Source organism: Nocardia cyriacigeorgica GUH-2 (assembly GCF_000284035.1).
GTDB classification, from domain to species: Bacteria; Actinomycetota; Actinomycetes; order Mycobacteriales; family Mycobacteriaceae; genus Nocardia; species Nocardia cyriacigeorgica_B.
On the sequence record NC_016887.1, the window covers coordinates 4,832,723 to 4,852,246 of the forward strand.

17 protein-coding genes are annotated in these 19,524 nt (G+C 69.0%); 9 read left to right on the forward strand and 8 right to left on the reverse strand.

Annotated features, from left to right (window positions below; translation table 11 throughout):
• Positions 1-14: 14 nt before the first annotated feature.
• Positions 15-1,220, reverse strand: a complete 1,206-nt coding sequence (locus NOCYR_RS21915) for a cytochrome P450 (protein WP_014352596.1) — start codon at positions 1,218-1,220, stop codon at positions 15-17.
• Positions 1,221-1,521: 301 nt separating this feature from the next.
• Between NOCYR_RS21915 and NOCYR_RS21920 the strand changes: the two genes are divergently transcribed.
• The 8 genes from NOCYR_RS21920 (at position 1,522) to NOCYR_RS21955 (ending at position 10,296) form a co-directional block, all read left to right on the forward strand.
• Positions 1,522-3,000 (forward strand): aldehyde dehydrogenase, encoded by a 1,479-nt coding sequence (locus NOCYR_RS21920; RefSeq protein ID WP_014352597.1) that lies wholly within the window; start codon positions 1,522-1,524, stop codon positions 2,998-3,000.
• Positions 3,001-3,032: 32 nt separating this feature from the next.
• Positions 3,033-3,785: an SDR family oxidoreductase gene (locus tag NOCYR_RS21925; RefSeq protein WP_014352598.1), complete on the forward strand. Its 753-nt coding sequence runs from the start codon at positions 3,033-3,035 to the stop codon at positions 3,783-3,785.
• Positions 3,782-4,657 carry an NAD(P)-dependent oxidoreductase gene (locus NOCYR_RS21930; RefSeq protein WP_014352599.1) on the forward strand — a complete coding sequence of 292 codons (876 nt, stop codon included), beginning with the start codon at positions 3,782-3,784 and terminating at the stop codon, positions 4,655-4,657. Before NOCYR_RS21925 ends, NOCYR_RS21930 begins: the two co-directional genes overlap by 4 nt.
• A 49-nt stretch (positions 4,658-4,706) precedes the next feature.
• Positions 4,707-5,141 (forward strand): carboxymuconolactone decarboxylase family protein, encoded by a 435-nt coding sequence (locus tag NOCYR_RS21935; protein WP_014352600.1) that lies wholly within the window; start codon positions 4,707-4,709, stop codon positions 5,139-5,141.
• 282 nt (positions 5,142-5,423) lie between these two features.
• Positions 5,424-6,896, forward strand: coding sequence for an FAD-dependent oxidoreductase (locus NOCYR_RS21940; RefSeq protein ID WP_014352601.1), 1,473 nt, complete (start codon positions 5,424-5,426; stop codon positions 6,894-6,896).
• A 19-nt stretch (positions 6,897-6,915) separates the two neighbouring features.
• Positions 6,916-7,494, forward strand: a complete 579-nt coding sequence (locus tag NOCYR_RS21945; RefSeq protein ID WP_014352602.1) for a TetR/AcrR family transcriptional regulator — start codon at positions 6,916-6,918, stop codon at positions 7,492-7,494.
• Between the two features lie 81 nt (positions 7,495-7,575).
• Positions 7,576-7,992 (forward strand): nitroreductase family deazaflavin-dependent oxidoreductase, encoded by a 417-nt coding sequence (locus NOCYR_RS21950; protein WP_081505614.1) that lies wholly within the window; start codon positions 7,576-7,578, stop codon positions 7,990-7,992.
• 99 nt (positions 7,993-8,091) lie between these two features.
• Complete coding sequence (locus NOCYR_RS21955; RefSeq protein WP_014352604.1) at positions 8,092-10,296, forward strand: molybdopterin oxidoreductase family protein; 2,205 nt, start codon at positions 8,092-8,094, stop codon at positions 10,294-10,296.
• A gap of 135 nt (positions 10,297-10,431) precedes the next feature.
• Here NOCYR_RS21955 and NOCYR_RS21960 read toward each other — a convergent pair whose 3' ends face one another.
• From NOCYR_RS21960 to NOCYR_RS21975, 5 genes are all read right to left on the reverse strand, one after another.
• The gene (locus tag NOCYR_RS21960; RefSeq protein ID WP_231856134.1) at positions 10,432-11,058 is read right to left on the reverse strand and encodes a cytochrome P450; all 627 of its coding nucleotides are present in this window, start codon (positions 11,056-11,058) and stop codon (positions 10,432-10,434) included.
• Positions 10,947-11,648, reverse strand: a complete 702-nt coding sequence (locus tag NOCYR_RS30615) for a cytochrome P450 (protein ID WP_231855981.1) — start codon at positions 11,646-11,648, stop codon at positions 10,947-10,949. The genes NOCYR_RS21960 and NOCYR_RS30615 overlap by 112 nt, the downstream gene beginning before the upstream one ends.
• A gap of 168 nt (positions 11,649-11,816) precedes the next feature.
• Complete coding sequence (locus NOCYR_RS21965; RefSeq protein WP_014352607.1) at positions 11,817-12,440, reverse strand: MBL fold metallo-hydrolase; 624 nt, start codon at positions 12,438-12,440, stop codon at positions 11,817-11,819.
• Positions 12,437-13,522: an S-(hydroxymethyl)mycothiol dehydrogenase gene (locus NOCYR_RS21970; protein WP_014352608.1), complete on the reverse strand. Its 1,086-nt coding sequence runs from the start codon at positions 13,520-13,522 to the stop codon at positions 12,437-12,439. The genes NOCYR_RS21965 and NOCYR_RS21970 overlap by 4 nt, the downstream gene beginning before the upstream one ends.
• Positions 13,523-13,649: 127 nt before the next feature.
• Positions 13,650-14,816: a cytochrome P450 gene (locus tag NOCYR_RS21975; RefSeq protein ID WP_081505615.1), complete on the reverse strand. Its 1,167-nt coding sequence runs from the start codon at positions 14,814-14,816 to the stop codon at positions 13,650-13,652.
• A 268-nt stretch (positions 14,817-15,084) separates the two neighbouring features.
• Here NOCYR_RS21975 and NOCYR_RS21980 point away from each other — a divergent pair, with 268 nt between their 5' ends.
• On the forward strand, positions 15,085-15,639 hold the full coding sequence (locus NOCYR_RS21980; protein ID WP_014352610.1) for a TetR/AcrR family transcriptional regulator: 555 nt from the start codon (positions 15,085-15,087) through the stop codon (positions 15,637-15,639).
• Between the two features lie 257 nt (positions 15,640-15,896).
• Here NOCYR_RS21980 and NOCYR_RS21985 read toward each other — a convergent pair whose 3' ends face one another.
• Together NOCYR_RS21985 and NOCYR_RS21990 are read right to left on the reverse strand one after the other, a co-directional pair.
• Positions 15,897-17,642: an ABC transporter ATP-binding protein gene (locus NOCYR_RS21985; protein ID WP_014352611.1), complete on the reverse strand. Its 1,746-nt coding sequence runs from the start codon at positions 17,640-17,642 to the stop codon at positions 15,897-15,899.
• Positions 17,639-19,426 carry an ABC transporter ATP-binding protein gene (locus NOCYR_RS21990; RefSeq protein WP_014352612.1) on the reverse strand — a complete coding sequence of 596 codons (1,788 nt, stop codon included), beginning with the start codon at positions 19,424-19,426 and terminating at the stop codon, positions 17,639-17,641. The genes NOCYR_RS21985 and NOCYR_RS21990 overlap by 4 nt, the downstream gene beginning before the upstream one ends.
• Positions 19,427-19,524 lie beyond the last annotated feature (98 nt).

Here is a 19,524-nt window from a genome sequence, read left to right on the forward strand (position 1 = left end):
TCGAGTGGGCGGCGTCATCGGGGCCGCACCGAGATCGGGAGCCGGGCGAAGCCGCGCACATTGGTCGAATGCACCCGCTCCACCTCGGCCTCGTGCACCTCGTAGGCGCGGGTGCGGGCGGCGAATTCCTCCAGGGCGACGGTCGCCTCCAGCCGCGCCAGATGGGCGCCGAGGCAGAAGTGCACGCCCGCACCGAAACTCACCAGCGCACCCTTGTCGGTGCGTTCGATGCGGTAGCGGTCGGCGTCTTCGAAAACCTCCGCGTCGCGGTTGGCCGAGCCGATCAGCAGCAACACCTTCGACCCCGCCGGGATGACGCCACCGTGCTGCGGAATGTCGACGGTCGCGGTGCGCGCCACGATCTGGCTGGAGGTGTCGTAGCGCAGGGTCTCCTCGACCCAATCGGTCACCAGACCCGGGTCGGCCGCCACCTTGGCGTACTCGCCAGGATTGTGCGCGCCCCAGTACAGCGCGTTGCCGAGCAGTTTGGTGGTGGTCTCGTTGCCTGCTACCACCATCAGGAACATGAAGCCGATGATTTCCTGATCGGTCAGCCGGTCGCCGTCGATCTCGGCGTCGAGCAGCGCGGAGGTCAGATCGTCGAGCGGCTGCTTGCGCCGCTGGGCGACCATGTCGGTGTAGTAGCCGATCAGCGCGACCGAGGCCTCGATGGCGCCCATCGGCACATCGAGTACGCCGTCTTCGCGGTGCACCACCAGGTCGGCGAGCCTGCGGATCTCCGCGCGGTCGACGGCGGGCACGCCGAGCATTTCGGAGATGACGTCCATCGGCAGCTTGCCCGCGAAATCCTCGATCCAGTCGAGCTTCTCCCCTGCGAACCCTGGTTCCAGGTGTTCGAGAGTGAGCTCGCGGATGCGGTCGGTCATCTCGGCGACTCGCTTGGGAGTGAAGCCCTTGAACACCAGCCGCCGCATCCGCATATGCCGCGGATCGTCCATGGCCAGGAACGACATCACGTGATGGGCATGCGGCCCCCAAGCCGCCGGATCCAGCGAGACCCCGTTCGCGCTGGAAAGCCGGGTCGCGTCGCGGAAGCCGGCGAACACATCGGCGTGCCGCGACAACGCCCAGAAATCCAGATCGGGGTTGTAGTACAGCGGCGCCTCGGTGCGCAGCCGCTGATACACGGGATAGGGATCCTCGTGGAAGGCGTAGTCGTAGGGGTCGAAATTCAGTGGTTCCACCGACGCGGCCGTCATACCGCCCACCTCGCATTCGGTAACCGGTTCTCCGCGGAGTTCCGGCCGTGGCCGTCCGGTATAGACACATAGCTGGACATGTGTCTGGACGGTACCAGCGTCCCGCCGCTCCGACAACGATTCCGGCTGTTTAGCCAGCATGATTACGGTGAAGGCCGAGATTTCCGCAGGCAATGCCGTACCGCGCCGACGCACCCGGCGACCAGCCACAGGGGCACACACTTCTAGAACAAGTTCTTGCCTAACCGAAAGAGTCCGGACTATATTCCGTACACCTGTCCAGACACGTACGGAGTCGACTATGAACAGTCTGCTGTCCGCAGACGGCACTCCCCTGCTGATCGGTGGCGAACTGATCGGCAAGGGCGGCGCCGGCGTCTTCAGCACCGTGAACCCGGCGACCGAGGAAGAACTCGGGCACGCCGCCAATGCCGACGCCGCCGATATGGATGCCGCCATCGCCGCCGCCCGCACGGCCTTCGACACCACCGACTGGTCGCGCGACCACGCCTTCCGCGCGCACTGCCTGACCCAGCTGCGCACCGCCCTCCAGGACCATGTCGAGCAGCTGCGCGAGATCACCATCGCCGAGGCCGGCGCGCCGATCATGTTCACCCGCGGACCGCAGCTGGAAGGCCCGATCGCCGATCTGGATTTCGCGGCCAAGCTGGCCGAGACCTACAGCTGGGAAACCGATCTCGGGGTGGCCGCGCCGATGGGCGTCAGCAGCCATCGGGTGCTACGGCGCGAAGCCACCGGCGTGGTCGGCGCCATCACCCCGTGGAACTTCCCGCATCAGATCAACTTCGCCAAGCTCGGCCCGGCGCTGGCGGCCGGCAATACCGTGGTGCTCAAACCGGCGCCGGACACCCCGTGGTGTGCGGCCGCGGTGGGCCGGATCATCGCCGAGCACACCGATATCCCGGCCGGCGTGGTGAATATCGTGACCTCCGACTATCACGGCCTCGGCGCCCAGCTGAGCTCCGATCCGCGCGTCGATATGGTCAGCTTCACCGGTTCCACCGCCACCGGTCGCGCGGTGATGACGGCGGCCGCGGCGACCATCAAGAAGACCTTCCTCGAACTCGGCGGCAAATCGGCGGCCATCGTGCTCGACGACGCCGATATCGGTGCGGCCGTCGGCGTCACCGCCTTCTCGGTCTGCGTGCACGCCGGGCAGGGTTGTGCGCTGACCACCCGGCTGCTGGTCCCCCGCGCCGCCTACGACCAGGCCGTCCAGATCGCGGCGACCACCATGGGCGGCATCGTCCCCGGCGATCCATCCGCGCCCGGCACGGTCTGCGGACCGCTCATCTCGGCGCGGCAACGCGACCGGGTCGAACGGTATCTCGCGATCGCCCGCGACGAAGGCGGACGCATCGTGACCGGCGGCGGCCGCCCGGCCGGACGCGAGCGCGGCTACTTCATCGAACCCACCCTCATCGCCGACGTCGCCCCCGACGCCACCATCGCCACCGAGGAGATCTTCGGCCCGGTGCTGGTGGTGATCCCGCACGACGGCGACGACGACGCCATCCGCCTCGCCAATGACTCCCCGTACGGCCTGTCCGGCGCGGTCTGGGGCACCGACCCCGAACGCATCCGGCGCGTCACCGACGGGGTGCGCACCGGAACCCTCGCCGTCAACGGCGGTGTCTGGTACTCCGCCGACGCACCGTTCGGCGGCTACAAGCAGTCCGGCATCGGGCGCGAAATGGGCGTGGCCGGGTTCGAGGAATACCTGGAAACCAAGCTCATCGCCACCGCCGCCCCCAGCTGACCGTCACCCTCACTGCATCAGGAGCACCCATCATGGTCCGTTTCACCGGAAAGTCGGCCATCGTCACCGGAGCCGCGCGCGGCATCGGCGCCGCCTACGCCCAGGCGCTGGCCGCCGAGGGCGCGAAAGTCGTGGTCGCCGACCGCAATGCCGAACTCGGCACCGCCGTGGCGGAGAAGATCGTCGCCGACGGCGGCACCGCCGTCTTCGCCGAGGTCGACGTCGCCGATCCCGAATCCGCCGCGGCGCTGGCCGATTTCACCGTCGCCGAATTCGGTGGCATCGACCACCTGGTCAACAATGCCGCCATCTACGGCGATATGAAGCTGGACCTGCTGCTCACCGTGCCGTGGGACTACTACCAGCGGTTCATGAACGTCAACCTCAACGGCGCGCTGATCATGACCCGGGCGGTCTGGCAGCATATGGCCGCGGGTGGCGGCGGGTCGATCGTCAACCAGTCCTCCACCGCCGCCTGGGTGTACTCCGGGTTCTACGGGCTGGCGAAGGTGGGCATCAACGGCCTCACCCAGCAGCTGGCCTTCGAGCTCGGTGGTTCGAAGATCCGGATCAATGCCATCGCGCCCGGGCCGATCGATACCGAGGCGACCAAGACGGTGACGCCGGGCGTCATCGTCGAGGACATGATCAAGCGGCTGCCGCTCAAGCGGATGGGCACGCCGGAGGATCTGGTCGGCGCCTGCCTGTACCTGCTGTCGGACGAGGCGAGCTGGGTCACCGGGCAGATCTTCAATGTCGATGGCGGGCAGGTGTTCCGGTCGTGAGCGAGGCGGCAGGCGCGGCCCGGATCGGCTTCATCGGCCTGGGGAGCATGGGCGCGCCGATGGCGAAACGGCTGCTCGACTGGCCGGGCGGGCTCACCGTCTGCGATATGCGTGCCGAGGCCGTGACGCCGTTCACCGACGCCGGCGCCGAGTCCGCGTCCTCGACCGCCGAACTCGCGGCCAAGTGCGCGGTGATCTCGGTGGTCGTGGTCGACGACGCACAGGTTCGGCAAGTCGTGGGCGAGCTGCTGGAGACCGCGGCGCCCGGCACCACCGTCGCGGTGCATTCCACGATCAGTGATTCCACCGCGGTCGAGCAGGCCGCGCGGTGCGCCGAACACGGTGTGGAACTGGTCGACGCACCCGTCAGCGGTGGTGCGCCGGGCGCGAACCGTGGTGCGCTGGCGGTGATGGTCGGCGGCAGCGAGACCGCCTTCGCCCGGGTGCGCGAACCGTTCGGCTGCTTCGGCGATCTCATCGTGCACGCCGGTCCGGTGGGGGCGGGCACTCGCATGAAACTGGCCCGCAACCTGCTGCATTTCGTCGCGTTCACCGCGGCCACCGAGGCCCAGCGGCTGGCCGAGGCGGCGGGCCTGGACCTCACCACCCTCGGCAAGGTGGTCCGGCATTCCGACGCGGTGACCGGTGGACCCGGTGCCATCATGCTGCGCGATCGCACCGGGCCGATCGCCGAGGGCGATTTCTGGCTGCCGATCATGAGCCATGTGCGCGGTCTCGGCGACAAAGACCTGGCCTTGGCGCTGGATCTGGGCAAGCGGCTCGGCATCGACCTGCCGCTGGCGGCGCTGGCGCGCGAGCATCTCGGGCCGGGACTCGGTGTCCCGCAGGCACCCGACGAGGAGAGCCGATGAGCTCGACATCAATCCACGCCCCGGCCCCCGCGACAGAGGAGATGCGCGCATGAGCGAGCCCACCGCCAATGGCACCGAACCCACGCTGCGCGAACGCGGTCTGGCGAAGATGGAGGAGGTGTACGGCACCCCGTTCCAGGACTATCCCAGCGACCATTTCGCGATGACGGCCGACCATCTGTTCGCCAATGTCTGGTCCCGGCCGGGGTTGAGCATCCGCGACCGCAGGCTGGTCCTGCTCGGCGCGCTCACCGCGCAGGGGCTGATGGATACCGCCGCCATCCAGATCGGCGCCGCCCTGCGCAACGGCGAGCTCACCGAGGACGAACTGCACGAGATCGCGCTGTTCCTGTGCCACTACATCGGCTGGCCGAACGGCAGCAAGCTCGACATCTCGGTCACCACGATCGTGGGTCAGCAGAAGAAGGCGGCGCGGGACAAGCAGAAGCAGCAGGAGACCTCCGCCGAACCGCCGACGTCATGAGGCCGGCGGCAGCGCCATCGCGCCACACAGTGGGACAAGCCCTGGACATGCGGCGAAGCAGCGCACACGATGCTCGGATCGGCACTCGCGCGACCACGATCGCCCGGCCCCGGGCTGCCGCGGCAGACCCCCGCGCGGAGCGTAACCACGCCGCGACACCGGACGTCGACTCGGCGGCGAATCACCGACGGCGGCAGACGGGATCGGCGCGAGCAGGCCGGCCCGCGGGTTCGATGCGCACCCGTCCGGCTCGCGCGCACAGATTTGTAAGGAGTACACAGCATGGCTGAATCGACACCGACCACCGTCCGCCCGCTGCCGGTGACGGAGGTGGCGAGCTGGGATCACGCGGCCGACGTCGTCGTCGCCGGGTACGGGATCGCCGGGGTCTGCGCCGCCATCGAGGCCGCGCGGGCCGGCGCGAGCGTGTTGATCCTGGAACGCACCGGCGGCTGGGGCGGTGCGGCCGCGCTGGCCGGCGGATTCATCTACCTCGGCGGCGGCACGCCCCTGCAACGGGCGCTCGGCTTCGACGACACCCCGGAGAACATGGCGAAGTTCCTGCTCGCCGCGCTCGGTCCGGGCGCGGATCGGGAGAAGATCGTCGACTACTGCGACGGCAGCGTCGAGCACTATGAATGGCTGGTGGCCAACGGTGTGCCGTTCCGGGAAGCGTTCTGGGCCGAACCCGGCTGGGAGCCGCCGCATGACGAGGGCCTGATGTACACCGGCGGGGAGAACGCGGCCCCGTTCAACACCATCGCCGAACCTGCCCCGCGCGGCCACGTGCCGCAGATGTCCGATAAGCGCACCGGCGAGAAGGGCGGCGGCTACATGCTGATGAAGCCGCTGGCCGAGACCGCCGAAAAGCTCGGCGTCGGCGTCGAATACGACATGCGGATCCAGCGGCTGGTGGTCGACGGCGAGCGGGTCGTCGGTGTGATCGCCAAACGCTACGGCAAGCAGGTCGCGATCCGCGCCGACCGCGGTGTGGTGCTGGCTACCGGTAGCTTCGCCTACCAGCAGCAGATGATCGAGGGGTACGCACCGCGGTTGATCGGACGGCCCGCCGCCGCCATCGAGGAGCACGACGGCATCGGCATCCGGGTCGCGCAGGCCCTCGGCGCGGAGCTGGCCCATATGGACGCCACCGAGGTGGCGTTCTTCGGCGATCCGCAGCTGCTCGCGCGCGGCATCCTCGTCAACGGACGCGGCCAGCGCTACATCGCGGAGGACACCTACCCGGGCCGCATCGGTCAGGCCACGTTGATCCAGCAGGACAACCAGGCCTATCTCGTCATCGGCGAATCCGCCTACGAACAGGCGCTGACCACCGAGACCTCCACGCCGTTCTTCCGGCAGCCGCCCACCTGGGCCGCGGAATCGGTCGCCGAACTCGAATCCGATATGGGGCTGCCCGCCGGGGCGCTGACCTCGACGGTGGAGGTATACAACCGCCATGCCACCAAGGGCGCCGATCCCCTGCTCGGCAAGAAACCGGAATGGGTGACGCCGATCGAGGGCCCGGTCGCGGGCTTCGATATGCGCGGATTCACCGCGGGCTTCACCCTCGGTGGGCTGCGCACCGACCTGGACAGCCGGGTGCTGCACGTCGACGGCACGCCGATCGCCGGGCTGTACGCGGCCGGGCGCTGCACCTCCGGCATCTGCGCCGGCGGCTATGTCAGCGGGGCCTCGCTCGGCGACGGCAGCTTCTACGGACGCCGCGCGGGCATCGCCGCGGCCAAGAACTGAGAATGTAGTATCCAGACACATGTCCGAAGGCGATTCCATCATCCTCGAGGCGACCCGGCGTCGCCTCACCGAGAAGCAGGCCGACACCGTCGACAAGCTGACCAAGGCGGCGGTGGAGGTACTCGCGCGCGAAGGATTCGCGGGGATGACCATCCGGATGGTCGCCGCGGCGGCCGGGGTCGGCACGGCCACCGCCTACACCTACTTCTCCTCGAAGGAACATCTGGTCGCCGAGATCTTCTGGCGGCGACTGGCGGCGTCACCGTCGCCGGTCAGCGAGGACCCCGATCCCAAGGTCCGGGTGGTCGCCGAACTGCGCAATATCGCCATGCTCGTCGCCGATGAGCAGCAGGTGTCGGGTGCGGTGACCAGCGCGCTGCTCGGTCGCGACCCCGATGTGGCGCATCTGCGCGGCCGCATCGGCGGCGAGATCCGCAAACGGATCGTGCGCGCCCTCGGACCCGACGCCGACGACGACGTCGTGGAATCGCTGGAACTGCTCTACGCGGGCGCACTGGTGCGGGCGGGCATGGGATACGGGTCGTATTCCGAAATCGCCGACCGCATCGAGAAATCCGCACTACTCATCTTGCGCTGACCTCCTCTGAACGGAAACGCCGTGCCGACCAAACGCCCACCCAAACTCGATTCGCCGCTGGTACCTAAGATCATCAAGCTGATGTCGCGCGCCCATGTGTGGCTCTACCAGCGCAGTGGCGGCCGGATCGGCAAGAACTGGCGCGTCGGGGCCGCCTTCCGCAAGCCCGCGCCCAATCTGCTGCTCGAACACCGGGGACGCAAGTCCGGCAAGCTGTTCACCACTCCCCTGGTGTACCTGGTCGACGGTGAGGACCTGGTGGTCGTCGCCTCGCAGGGCGGGCTGCCGAACCATCCACAGTGGTACCGCAACCTGGTCGCCGATCCCGAGGCCGCGGTGCAGATCGGCACCGAACGCCGGCTGGTGCGCGCCCACGTCGCCGACGACGCAGAGCGGGCCCGGCTGTGGCCGATGCTGGTGGACCTCTACGCCGATTTCGACAGCTACCAGTCGTGGACCGACCGAAAAATTCCGGTGATCATCCTCCGACCCCGGTAATACGCTGCGCCGTCGAGAAATCCGACCGTAGTCGGATCTATCCGGCCCGTTCACCCGATAGCGTGGACTCCGACGTCGACAGAAGGGGCGGGTTCATCGATGAGCACGAGAACGGTCGCGCGGCAATGCACGCTGTGTGAGGCGCACTGCGGAATTCTGGTCACGGTCGAAGACGAACGGGTCACCCGCATCGAGGGCAACCGCGAGGACGTGCTGTCCAAGGGCTACATCTGCCCGAAGGCCACGGCGACGGGCGGTCTGCACCACGATCCCGATCGGCTCCGCACGCCGATGCGGCGGGTCGGCGAGGGCTTCGAGCCGATCGGCTGGGACGAGGCGTTCCACGAGATCGGGCAGCGGCTACGAGCGATCCGCGCCGCGCACGGACCCAGCGCCATCGGTATGTACATGGGCAATCCGGCCGCGCACAGTTCCTCGGTGCTCTACGGCGGCCTGCTGCGTGCGGCCTTGATGACCAGGAACTTCTTCTCCGCCTCCTCCATCGACCAGTTCCCGCAGGAATTCACCGCCTGGCGGATGTTCGGCTCCAATGTGCTGATGCCGATCGCCGATATCGACCGCACCGACCGGCTGGTGATCCTCGGCGCCAACCCGGCGGTCTCCAACGGCTCCATCACCACCATGCCCGGCGCGAAACAGCGGATCCGCGATGTGCGCGCCCGCGGCGGCAGCGTCGTCGTCATCGACCCGCGGCGCACCGAAACCGCGCGGCTGGCCGACGAACACGTCGCCGTCGCACCGGGCGGAGACGTGTATCTGCTGCTCGGCATGCTGCACGTGCTGGTCACCGAAAAGCTCTGCGACCAGCGCGCGGTGCGCGAACAATGCGCGGGCTGGGAACGGTTGCGCCGCTTGGTCGCCGGGACCACACCGGAATCCATGGCGCCGCACGCGGGCGTCGACGCCGAGACGATTCGGCGCCTGGCCCGCGACCATGCGGCCGCGCCGTCGGCGGTGCTCTACGCCAGGATCGGGGTATGCCAGCAGGTGACCGGCACGCTGACGCATTGGCTGGTCAACACGATCAACGCGGTCACCGGCAACCTCGACCGGGCCGGCGGCCAGATGTTCGGCACCCCACCGGTCGACGCCGCTCGCTACGCGAAATACCTGCCGATGGGCCACGGCGCGTGGACCGACCGCACCGGGGCACACAAGTCCTTCCGCAGCGAGCTACCCGTCGGCGTGCTGGCCGACGAAATCCTCACCGAGGGACCAGGCCAGATCAAGGCGATGATCACCTACGCCGGGAATCCGGTGCTGTCCACCCCGCAGGGCGGGCGCTTGGAAGCGGCCCTGTCCTCGCTCGATTTCTATGTCGCCGTGGACATGTATATCACCGAGACCACGCGTCACGCCGACATCATCCTGCCGCCGGTGTCCCCGCTCGAGCGCGAGGAACTCAACATCCTGTTCCCGGTGTTCAGCGTGCGCAACAACGCTCGCTACGACGCCAAGGTGTTCGAGCCGCCCGCCGACGCTATGGAGGACTGGCAGATCCTGGCTCGGCTGATCACCGAGGTGGTGCCGCTGCCCGTCCGCCGGTTCACCGGGCGGGCCGTGAACGCGGTATTCGCGCAACTGAGTCCGCAACGCATGATTGCCGGTGCGGTCGCGACGGGCCCGTACGGTGTGCTGCGCAAAGGCCGTAAGGGGTTGACCGTCAAGCGGATCCGCGAGGCCGCGGGTGGCATCGACCTGGGCCCCTTGCGGCCGCGGCTACCCGAACTGATCGGCACCCGCGACCGCAAGGTGCAGCTCGCACCGCCCGACTTCCTACGCGCGATCACCTCGGTCCTCGACGATGCCGCGGCCGGTCGGGCACTGACCGCCCCGGGCGAAGGCTTCGATCTCAAACTCATCGGCCGCCGCCACCTGCGCAGCAACAACTCCTGGCTGCACAACATCCCGACGATGATGAAGGGCCGCGACCGCTGCACCGTGCTCATGCACCCCGTGGACGCCACCGAACGCGGTCTCGCCGACGGTGATTCGGCAACCGTCGCCTCCCCTGTCGGCGCGATCACCCTGCCGGTCGAGATCAGCGACGACATCCGCCGCGGCGTCGTCGCCATTCCGCACGGGTGGGGCCACAGCGCACCCGGTGTCGGCTGGAGTGTGGCCGCCGCCCAGCCCGGCGTCAATGTGAACCTGCTGCACGACCCATCGCTCACCGACCCGCTCTCGGGCGCGGCCGCGGTGAACAACACGTGGGTGCGGGTGAGCGCGGTGACGGCGGACCCGGCCGCGACGGCTGCGGTGACGTTTACCGCGGCGCCCTGACCGGCATTCGGCCACCGCCGTCCGGACGCCGGGATCCGAAGCGTCCGGGGCGTCGGCCGCGTCCAGTGGATGCTTCACCCGAGTGACGCGCCGGGCAATCCCGGCGCGCCACGCAGGTTCCCACGGGGTTCGCGTTCAGCCCCGAGAACTACCCAGGTTCACCGGTATGGACAGCGGGCCGATGGTGAAGAAGGACGGGGCGTGTGGGACGTCGTCCGGATCGATGGCCAGGCTCAGGTCCGGGAACCGTCGATACAGCGATTCCAGGGCGAACCTGCCCTCCAGTCGTGCGAGCGGCGCACCTATGCAGTAGCGCGGGCCATGTCCGAATCCCAGGTGCCCGCCCTGCGGCCGGGTGATGTCGAACCGATTCGCGGTATCTCCGTGCTGCGCCGGATCGATCCCGGCGGCCTGGTAGACCACGCCCACCGCGCTTCCCTTGGGAATCGGCACGCCGGCAATAGTCACATCGTCGAGGGTGAACCGGAAACTCGTCATCATCACCGAGTGCCGGTAGCGCAGCGTCTCCTCGACCACCTCGGCCCACCGATCCTGTGCCTTCGTCATCGCGAGCTGATCGGGATGCTGCGACAGCGCGAGCACGGCGTTGCCGAGCAGATACACCGTCGTCTCATGCCCCGCGATGAGCATCAGCCACAGCACCGCGACCAGTTCGTCGGTGGTGAGCCGCTCCCCGTCGTCGCGGGCGCGGACGAGATCGGTGGTGAGGTCGTCCCCGGGCTCGTTCTCCTTGCGCCGCACCAACTCGTACAGATACCCACGCAGCGCGACCTGAGTGTCGAACGCCTCCTCGGGCGTGGCGTTCTGCGCAGCGAGGCCAGCGTCCACCGCCGCAGTTGCGCCCGCTCGGACTCCGGCACCCCGAACAGTTCACTGATCACGGCCATCGGCAGCGCGTCACAGAAGGCGGGCACCAAATCGACCCCGTCTCCGGCCCGCTCGACCTCGTCCAGTAGCGCGTCGATGAGCTGCTGGATGCGTGGTTCCAGCGCGCGCACCCGCGCGGGTGTGAAGCCCTTGCCGACCAGACCGCGCAACCGGCGGTGGTCCGCACCATCCTTGGTGGACAGGTGGTCGCCCTGGACGATGGCCCGGAACGGCCAGTCCTCGGGGATCGATCCGTCATAGAGCGCGGGCCAGTGCTTCGGGTCGCGGGCGAAGGTCTTGTTGTCGCCGGCGAGGATCTCCTCGACCGCCTTGTGTGTCAGCGCCAGATAGGCGGGCACGCCGCCGGGAAATTCGACTTCGACAACGGGAGCGATCTTCTGTAGCCGGCGACAGGTGTCGAGTGGTCGTTCCTCGGCGGCGGGAAAAGCAGGCAGGCTCGTCATGGCTGTGGCCCTTCGAGACAGCGCGACCTGAACGGCGCGTGGTCGATGAAATACCTTGCGCCGTTTATCTTCTCAGAACACGCGCGCGTGTCGCCCGGACGATTGCCACGGTTGGCAAACGCTTATCGCCACCCCACAGAACATCTTCGCCCACGACCGCTCCCGAGATCAGGACTCGGTGCCCGCCGAAGCCGGGACATTCGCGCGCTCGGCGCCCAGGGTGGTGTCGGGCCCGTGCCCGGTGTGCACCACCGTCTCGTCCGGCAAGGCGAACAACCGGTCGTTGATCGAGGCCAGGATGGTCGGGTAGTCCGAGTACGAGCGGCCGGTGGCGCCCGGCCCGCCCTCGAAAAGGGTATCGCCGCTGAACAATTCGCCGAGCTCGGACAGGTAGAGGCAGCAGGAACCCGGGGAATGGCCGGGGGTGTGCAGCACCTCGAGCTGCGCGGGGCCCGCTTCGAGCCGCTGCCCGTCGCCGAGTGCGGTGTACTCGACGCCCGGATGGGTCTGCTGCCACAGCACGTCGTCGGCGGGGTGCAGGTAGATCGGCGCACCGGTGGCGGCCGACAGCTGCGGGGCGACGGTGACGTGGTCGTTGTGAGCGTGGGTGCAGACGATGGCGGTGACGCGCCTGCCGGCCACCGCGTCCAGGATGGGGCGGGCGTCGTGGGCGGCGTCGATGATCAGCACCTCGTTGTCGTCGCCCACCAGCCAGATGTTGTTGTCCACATTCCAGCAGCCGCCGTCCAGGCAGAACTGGCCGGAGGTGACGATACGCTCCACCCGGGTCACAGCACGACCACCGAACGCAGCACCTTGCCGCCGTGCATGGTGTGGAAGGCCTCTTCCACCGCGTCGAGCCCGATCCGTTCGGTGACGAACTTCTCCAGCGGCAACCGGCCCTGCCGGTACAGCTCGATCAGCGTGGGGAAATCACGTTCGGGCAGGCAGTCGCCGTACCAGGAGGATTTGAGCGCACCGCCGCGGCTGAAGAAATCGATCAGCGGCATCTCGAGGGTCATATCGGGAGTCGGCACACCGACGAGGACCACGGTGCCCGCCAGGTCGCGGGCATAGAACGCCTGCTTCCAGGTTTCCGGGCGGCCGACCGCGTCGATCACCACGTCGGCGCCGAAACCGCCGGTGAGTTCCTGGATTTCGGCGACCGCGTCGGCGGTGGAGGCGTCGATGGTGTGGGTGGCGCCCAGTTCGCGGGCGGCGTCGAGCTTGCTCGGGTCGCGGTCGACGGCGATGATCGTGGTCGCCCCGGCCAGCCGGGCGCCCGCGATCGCGGCATCGCCCACGCCACCGCAGCCGATGACGGCCACCGAATCACCACGGCCCACATTGCCGGTGTTCATCGCCGCTCCCAGCCCCGCCATCACGCCGCAGCCGAGCAAGCCGGCGACCGCCGGATCGGTGTCCGGATCGACCTTCGTGCACTGACCCTCGTGCACCAGCGTCTTGTCCGCGAACGCTCCGATGCCGAGGGCGGGGGTGAGTGCGGTGCCGTCCTCGAGCGTCATCGGCTTGCTGGCATTGAAGGTGTCGAAGCAGTACCAGGGCCGCCCGCGCTTACACGCCCGGCACTGCCCGCAGACCGCGCGCCAGTTCAGCACCACGAAATCGCCGACCTCGACATGCGTGACGGCCTCGCCCACCGTCTCCACGATTCCGGCCGCCTCGTGGCCGAGCAGGAACGGGAACTCGTCGTTGATCCCACCCTCGCGGTAGGTCAGATCGGTGTGGCACACCCCGCACGCCTGCACCCGCACCACCACATCGTTGGGCCCCGGGTCCGGGATCACGACCGTGACGAGTTCCACCGGAGCACCCGATCGACGGGCGATGACACCTCGGACGTTCTGGGGCACGATCTCTCCTCTCTGCGCGCGTGGCCCGGGCGGGCTACAACTCTCACCGTAGCCGGGCGTATGGGTGGAACGCGCCTGCCCACGCCCCGAGTCCCGCTGACCGGAACACCGCTCGGACAGGTGTCCATCACTGTAGCCGGACCCGCAGGGGCAGGCTCGCGTGCCTGCGGACCATCAGGCTGGGCACCCACCGCGGCGGGGCATCGTCCACCAGCCCGAATCCGGTGGTGCGCTCGAGCAGCGTGGTGATCGCGGCCAGGGCTTCCATCCGGGCCAGGGCAGCGCCGATGCAGAAGTGCGCGCCCTTGCCGAACGCGAGCGTGGTGCGGCCGGAACGGTCCACATCGACGATGTCCGGATCGGTGAAGGTGCCCGGGTCGCGGTTGGCCGCGCCCCACATCAGCAACAGATGACCGCCCGCGGGCAGCGCCACCCCGCCGAGCGTGGTCTCCCGGGTGATGTGGCGATGGTGTCCGCGAAACGGCGACTCCACCCGCGCAACTTCCTCGAGGAAGGCCGGGATCGCGGCGGTGTCGGCGCGCAACCGATCCTGTATGCCCGGGTGCTCGGCCAGGATCCGCGCCGCGTTCGCGATCAGCCCCGCCGTCGACTCGCCGCCCGCGCCGACCAACTGCACCAGGATCAGCACGGCGACGTCGGGTTCGAGCTCACCGCGTCGGCATGCCGAGGCGAGTACGTCCAGCAGCCCGATCCCGGTGCCATCGGGCCTCGCGAGGGCGCGAGCGAACTGATCATGCAGGTATCCGGCAAGTTCGGCGGCGGAGCCGACCAACCCGGGCAGCCGTCCCTCGGCGACGATGCCGCCGAGCATCTCGGTGGCGTCGTAGGCCCAGCCGAGTAATTGCGGTACGTGCTGCGGCGGCAACCCGATGATCTCGGCGACCACCGCGAGCGGCAGCCGGTCTGCCATCCCGGTAGCGATGTCGATGCGGTCACCGCGCAGCTGTTCGCGCCAGAGCCGGTCGACGATGTCCTGCACCAGCTGCCCGAGGCCGCGTACGCGTTTGCCGATGTACGGGAAGACCAGCTTGCGATGCGCGGCGTGCACCGGCTCGTCGGCCGTGGCCAGGACGTGAACGGCCTGGCCGCCGCCGTCCATATCGAAGACCAGCGGCGGGCCCTCCGGCTGGTGGATCATCACCCCGGTCAGGTTCGAGGAGAAGTCCTCGACTCGGGTGGCGGCCTCGGTCACCAGGTCCCAGGACGTCACCAGGAAGAAGTCGGTCCCCGGGACCCGCCATACCGGCGACTGCTCGCGCAACATCCGGTACATCGGATACGGGTCGTCCAGATTCGCCGGGTCGAAGATGTCGATACCGCTCGGTGCCACCACTGCGCACTCCCGTTCTCGCTGCCGTTACCGGGATCGACGCTGCGCTGTCGCCGATACCCAGGTCAACAGAGGTCTCGGCGCGAGACAAGCGGCAGGGGTTCCCGGCGGAGATGCCATCGACATCGGCGGATGACGTCGAGATATGGGGTACACAAATTGTGGAAGTTGTCTCATGCTGAGACGACACCCGACTTCAGGAGGCGACGGCATGGCTCAGCACCGCCGAGACTGGCTCGCCGGTGGCGACCGCCGCGCGGCCGCTGTCGCACGCATCGAAGCGGCCGCCACCGCATTGTTCCTCGAACGCGGGATCGACGACGTCGGCGTCGACGAGGTAGCCGCCCGGGCGGGCTGTTCGCGCGCCACGTTGTATCGGCATGTCGGCGGGAAGGCCGCGCTCGTCGACGCCGTTCTGACCAGGTCCGCGGCCACCGTCGGCGAACGGGTCGCGGCAGCGGTAGCACCGCATACCGGCGCCCGCCGGGTAGTCGAGGCGATCCTGGCGTCGGTCGCGGCCATCCGCGCCGACCCGGTGCTGTCGCGCTGGCTGGCGACCCGCTCCGCCGCGGGCGATGGCTATCTGACCGCCTCGCCGGTGCTGTCGCGCATCGCGGCGAGCCTCACCCGCACCACCGACGACGAGGCCGCCCAATGGGTCGTCCGCGTCGTGCTGTCACTGCTCTCCTGGCCGCTCCCGGACGCCGCCGCCGAACGCCGCTTGGTTCAGCGTTTCGTCGCCCCGGGTTACGCCGCCCGTCCGTGAGGCCTGCCTGGGTTCGGTCCGCGGGCTTCGTCCTCCTGCCCGCGCATCGGCCGGGCGCGGCTACCGGGGGACGACTACAGCAGACCCCAGGCCTGCAACAGGTACGTCACGTTGGCGGCCAGCGATGTGACGGTGTTCGCCAGGTTCAGTGCCGACGATCCGAGATCGATGATGTTCACGTCTTCCTCCTCATGCGGCCCGGCCCTTTACCCACGGTAGTGACGCTGCAAACCGGTGGCATCCGCCTATCGGATGAATCACGGCACGACCTGAGACCGATCTCTGCTCGCGTCGACAGCCCGGCTGTCGACCGACATGCTCCAGAACTCGGCGTAACGACCGCCCTCGCGCAGTAGCTCGGCGTGGGTCCCCGCCTCCACGATCCTGCCCTCGTCGAGGAAGACGACCTGGTCGGCGGTACGCACGGTGTGCAGGCGATGGGCCACCAGCACCACCGTGCGCCCGGCCATCAGGCGTTCGATGCCCCGGTGGACGGCGGCGTCGTTGGCCGGATCCAGGGCCGAGGTCACCTCGTCGAGCAGCACGATGGGCGCGTCCTTCAGCAGGGCGCGGGCAATGGAGACGCGCTGACGTTCACCACCGGAGAGCCGGGCGCCACCTTCGCCGACGTCGGCGAGCCAGCCGCCGGGTAGTCGTTCGATCACCTCGTCCAGCTGCGCCGCGCTCGCGGCGGCGCGGACCTCGGCGTCGGTGGCTTCGGGCCTGCCGAGCCGGATGTTGTCTTCGATGGTGCCGTCGAAAAGATAGACATCCTGGAAGACGACGGCGATCTGCGCCATCAGGGTGGCTGTGCCGATATCGCGGACATCGACACCGCCGACTCGGACGGCCCCCGCATGCACATCATGGAAGCGTGCGATGAGGTGCAGCAGGGTGCTCTTGCCCGCGCCGGACGGCCCAACGATCGCCACCCGCCGGCCCTGCGGCACGGTCAGATTCAGCTCGTCGATCACCGTACGGGCGCCACGACGGAAGGTGACGGCGTCGAACTCCAGATCATGACCGTTCGGCTGGAGCGGTTGGGCAGGCTCCGGCAGCGGCTCGGTGCGCAGGAGCGCGTCCAGCCGGACGAGCTGAGCCCGCGCACTGCGGAGTTTCCCGCCGATGTCGGCCAGCGCGAGCACCGGGTCCGCGCAACGGGCCGCGAGCACGAGGATCGCGAGAACCTCGGCGGCGCCGAGGGATCCACCCACAGCGAGGTAGGCCCCGAGGGCCAGCAGCGCGGTGAACATCGCTTGGACAGCGAGAGTGAGTCCGACGACGCCGGGCACGGCCGACAGTGCCGAGCGACGGGAGGCGCGTTCGATGCCGCGCAGCGCGTCGTCGAGCAGACCGAACCGTTCGGTGGTGCGCCCGCCCGCCCGCAGCACCGGCTGGGCTTGAAGGTATTCGATAACTCGCCCGGCCGCCTGCTGGTCACGGTCGTGGCGTTCGGCGTCGGCGGCCGCCATGGCCGGTGCGGTCCTGGACTGGATCGCTGCCACGAGCGGCACGGCGATCAGCGCGGCCAGGCCGAGCCGCCAGTCGACGACGGTGATCACGACGACGATCGTCAGCGGCGTCACGATCGCGGCGATGAACGGCGCGAGCAGGTGCGCGATCACACTCATCGCTTCCAGCACACCCCGGCTGGCCAGCACCGATACCTCACCGACCCGGTCACGGCCATACCAGCCGATCGGCAGCCGGGCCAGATGATCGCCGAGCCGGTGATAGGTGCCGCGCAGCAGCGTGGTGCCGGCCCGGAAACCGGCCAGATCACTGACATAGCGCAGCACCGCGTAGCCCGCGACGGCGGCGGCGAACATCGCGAGCCACGGCCGGGCGGCGCCCGGATCGCTTCCGAGCAACTCCCGCAGCACCGGGACCATGAAGGCATAGGAGGCACCTTCGGCGATCGCGGTGACGGTCATCAGGACCACGGCCCGTCGCACCGGACCCGCGTACCGGTGCCCGAGCACGCGCAGCAGCAGGGCGATCATGACAGTTCCTCTCCTCGATGTGTGCGCCAGAACTCGGCGAACGGGCCGTTTCCGGCCAGCAGTCGCGCAGGCGCACCGCGCTCGACGATCTCGCCGTCGCGCAGCAGGACGACGGTGTCGGCGTCGGCGATGGTCTCCATCCGGTGGGCGATGATCAGCAGGGTCCGCTCCCCGCGCAGATCGGTCAGGGTCTCGCGTACCGCGTGTTCGGTCAGCGGGTCGGCGAATGCCGTGGCCTCGTCCAGAACGAGAATCGGCGTGTCCGCCAGCAGCGCGCGAGCGAGCGCCAGTCGCTGCGATTCGCCGCCGGACAGCCCGGCGTCGACGCCGAGCACAGTGTCGTAGCCGTGTGGCAGCTCGAGAATTCGCTGGTGAATGTTCGCGAGCCGGGCGGCCCGCACAACCTGCTCGCGGTCGGCGTGCGGCACGGCGAGCGCGATATTGTCGGCCACCGAGGCGCGCAGCAGTCGCACATCCTGGAAGACGAACGACACCGTCCGGTAGAGCGCGTGACTGTCGATCTCGCGCAGGTCGACTCCGCCGATGGTGATGGTGCCGTGGGTCGGATCGAAGAACCGCGGAAGCAGCTGCACCAGAGTGGATTTGCCACTGCCGGACGGTCCGGCGAGCGCGGTGACCGTTCCCGGTTCGAGCACCAGGTCGATGCCGCGCAGCACCTCACGGCCGGTGTCGTAGGCGAATCCGACATCGCGCAGGCGCACCCGATGGCCACGCGGCGCGACCGGATGCGCGGGTTCGGGCAGCGGCTCGACATCGAGCACATCGCGAATCCTGCCGACCGCACGGCCGGCCGCCTGCAAGTCGTCGAATCCGTGGCCGAGTGCGGCGACCGGTGCGGTCAGGCCGAGGCCGAGCAGCAGGAACGGCAGCAGATCCGCGGCCGCCAGGCTGCCACCGGTGATCAGGGCCGCGCCGCCGGTCAGCACCACCAGCAGCACGAACGGCGGCGATAACGCCAGCTGCATCCCGGCGGCGATCGGCGAAATACCGCGCACCCAGCGCACAAAGGTTTCGGCGAAATCGTCGACCGCCGTGCGGAACCGACGATGCGCGCGGTCACCACCGCCGAAGGCCTTGACCACCGCGATGCCCTGCACGAACTCCACCGCGGTGTCGGCGATACGTCCCATCGCCGCATCGACATCGCGCTGTTCACGCTGCCGGGCCGGGGTCATCATCAACGGAACCAGCGCCACCGCCAGCAGCACCGGAATCAGGGTTATCAGGGTGAGCCGCCAGTCGACGGTGAGCAGATACAGCAGCGACACCAGCGGCACCACGAACGCCGACACCAGCTCGCCGGGCGCATGGGCGATGAACGGATGCACCGCGCTCACATCCTCGCCGACCACCTTGGCCAGCTCACCGGTGCGCCGCCGGGCGAGCAGGCCCATCGGCACCCGACCGAGATGGGCGGCCAACTGCCGGCGCAGCGACAGCTGCACCCGGCCGTCGAGGACATGGCCGAGTCCGGACGAGGCGCCGGTGAACAACAGCCGGACGAACAGGCCCGCGGCCCCGAGAAGCACCGCCGACCAGACCCGGCCGTCATCGATCGGGCCGGGAGACAGCAGAACCCGGCCCAACTCCACGACGGCCAGCAGCGGCGCCAGCCCGGCAACCGCTCCGATGACTTGCAGACCGATCACGGCGGCGAATCCCCGGGCGTGCGGGCGCAGCAACGCCGCGACCGAGGTGTGGTCGGTGCGAGTGGCGGACCGTGCGGACGGTGCGGGCGTGACGTCGGTGTCAGTCGCGGTCATGCCGGCCCCCTCGCGTAGCGGGTCCGGATAACGGCCGGAGCGGGGTGTGGTGGCCGAGTCGGTGCATGGCACGAGTCCTTCGTGGCGAGGGCGTAGAG